This is a genomic window from Micromonospora qiuiae (assembly GCF_016863555.1).
GTDB classification, from domain to species: domain Bacteria; phylum Actinomycetota; class Actinomycetes; order Mycobacteriales; family Micromonosporaceae; genus Micromonospora; species Micromonospora qiuiae.
The window spans coordinates 1-1,097 of record NZ_BOPC01000184.1; the positions used below are offsets into that span (position 1 = coordinate 1).

Genomic DNA, 1,097 nt, shown 5'->3' on the forward strand with positions numbered 1-1,097 from the left:
CGATGATCCAGGTCCATCTCATCGACGAGGCGACCGTCGCCCCGTTGGTGCGCGCCCTGCGCGACCTTCGTTGACCCGTCACGCCGCGAAAGGCCCTCTTCGTCATGACCGCTCAGCGGATGCTCACCGGTGATCGACCCACCGGAAAACTGCACCTCGGACACTACGTCGGCAGCATCGCCAACCGGGTAAAGCTGCACCGGAAGTACGAGAGCTTCTTCATCATCGCCGACCTGCACATGCTCACCACCAAGAACACCCGCGAGGACATCGCGAAAGCCACCCAGAATGCTCGGGACATGGTGGTGGACTGCCTCGCCGCCGGGATCGATCCCGACACCGCCACCTTCTACCTCCAGTCGGCGATTCAGGAAGTCGGAGACCTCAACACCCTCTTCCAGAACCTGGTCACGGTGCCGCGACTGGAACGGGTGCCCTCGCTCAAGGACATGGCCCGTGACGCCGGCAAGGAAGAAATGCCCTACGGCCTGCTCGGCTACCCGGTGCTACAGGCCGCCGACATCCTCTGCGTCAAAGCCCACGTGGTACCCGTCGGCAAGGACAACGCCGCCCACGTCGAAGTCACCAGGGAGATCGCCCGCCGCTTCAACCACCTCTACGGCGAGGTCTTCCCCGTGCCGGAACTGGTCAGCGCCGACACACCCACCCTGGTCGGCACCGACGGCCGGGCCAAGATGAGCAAAAGCCTCGGCAACGCCATCGCACTCTCCGACGAGCCAGCCGAGGTACGCCGCAAGATCATGGGCATGTACACCGACCCGAAACGCATCCGGGCCGACGTGCCCGGCACGGTCGAGGGCAACCCGGTGTTCCAGTACCACGACGTATTCAACCCGAACCAGGCCGAGGTAGACGACCTCAAGAGCCGCTACCGCGAGGGCAAAGTCGGCGACGTCGAGGTCAAGGAGAAACTCGCCACCGCACTCAACCGATTCCTCGACCCCATGCGCGAACGGCGGGCCCGCTACGAGGCCGACAAGGGCCTGGTCGACGAACTGATCGTGACAGGCACGGAACGCACCCGGCGCGAGGTCCAGCAGACCGTGTTCGAGGCACGCAAGGCGATGGGCCTCACC

General features: G+C 64.9%; 1 protein-coding gene. It reads left to right on the forward strand.

All coding sequences use genetic code 11. From position 1 onward, the window contains the following. Window positions 1-104: 104 nt before the first annotated feature. Window positions 105-1,097, forward strand: a 993-nt coding sequence (gene trpS, locus Vqi01_RS30310; protein ID WP_204038553.1) for a tryptophan--tRNA ligase, incomplete at its 3' end; no start/stop codon positions are given.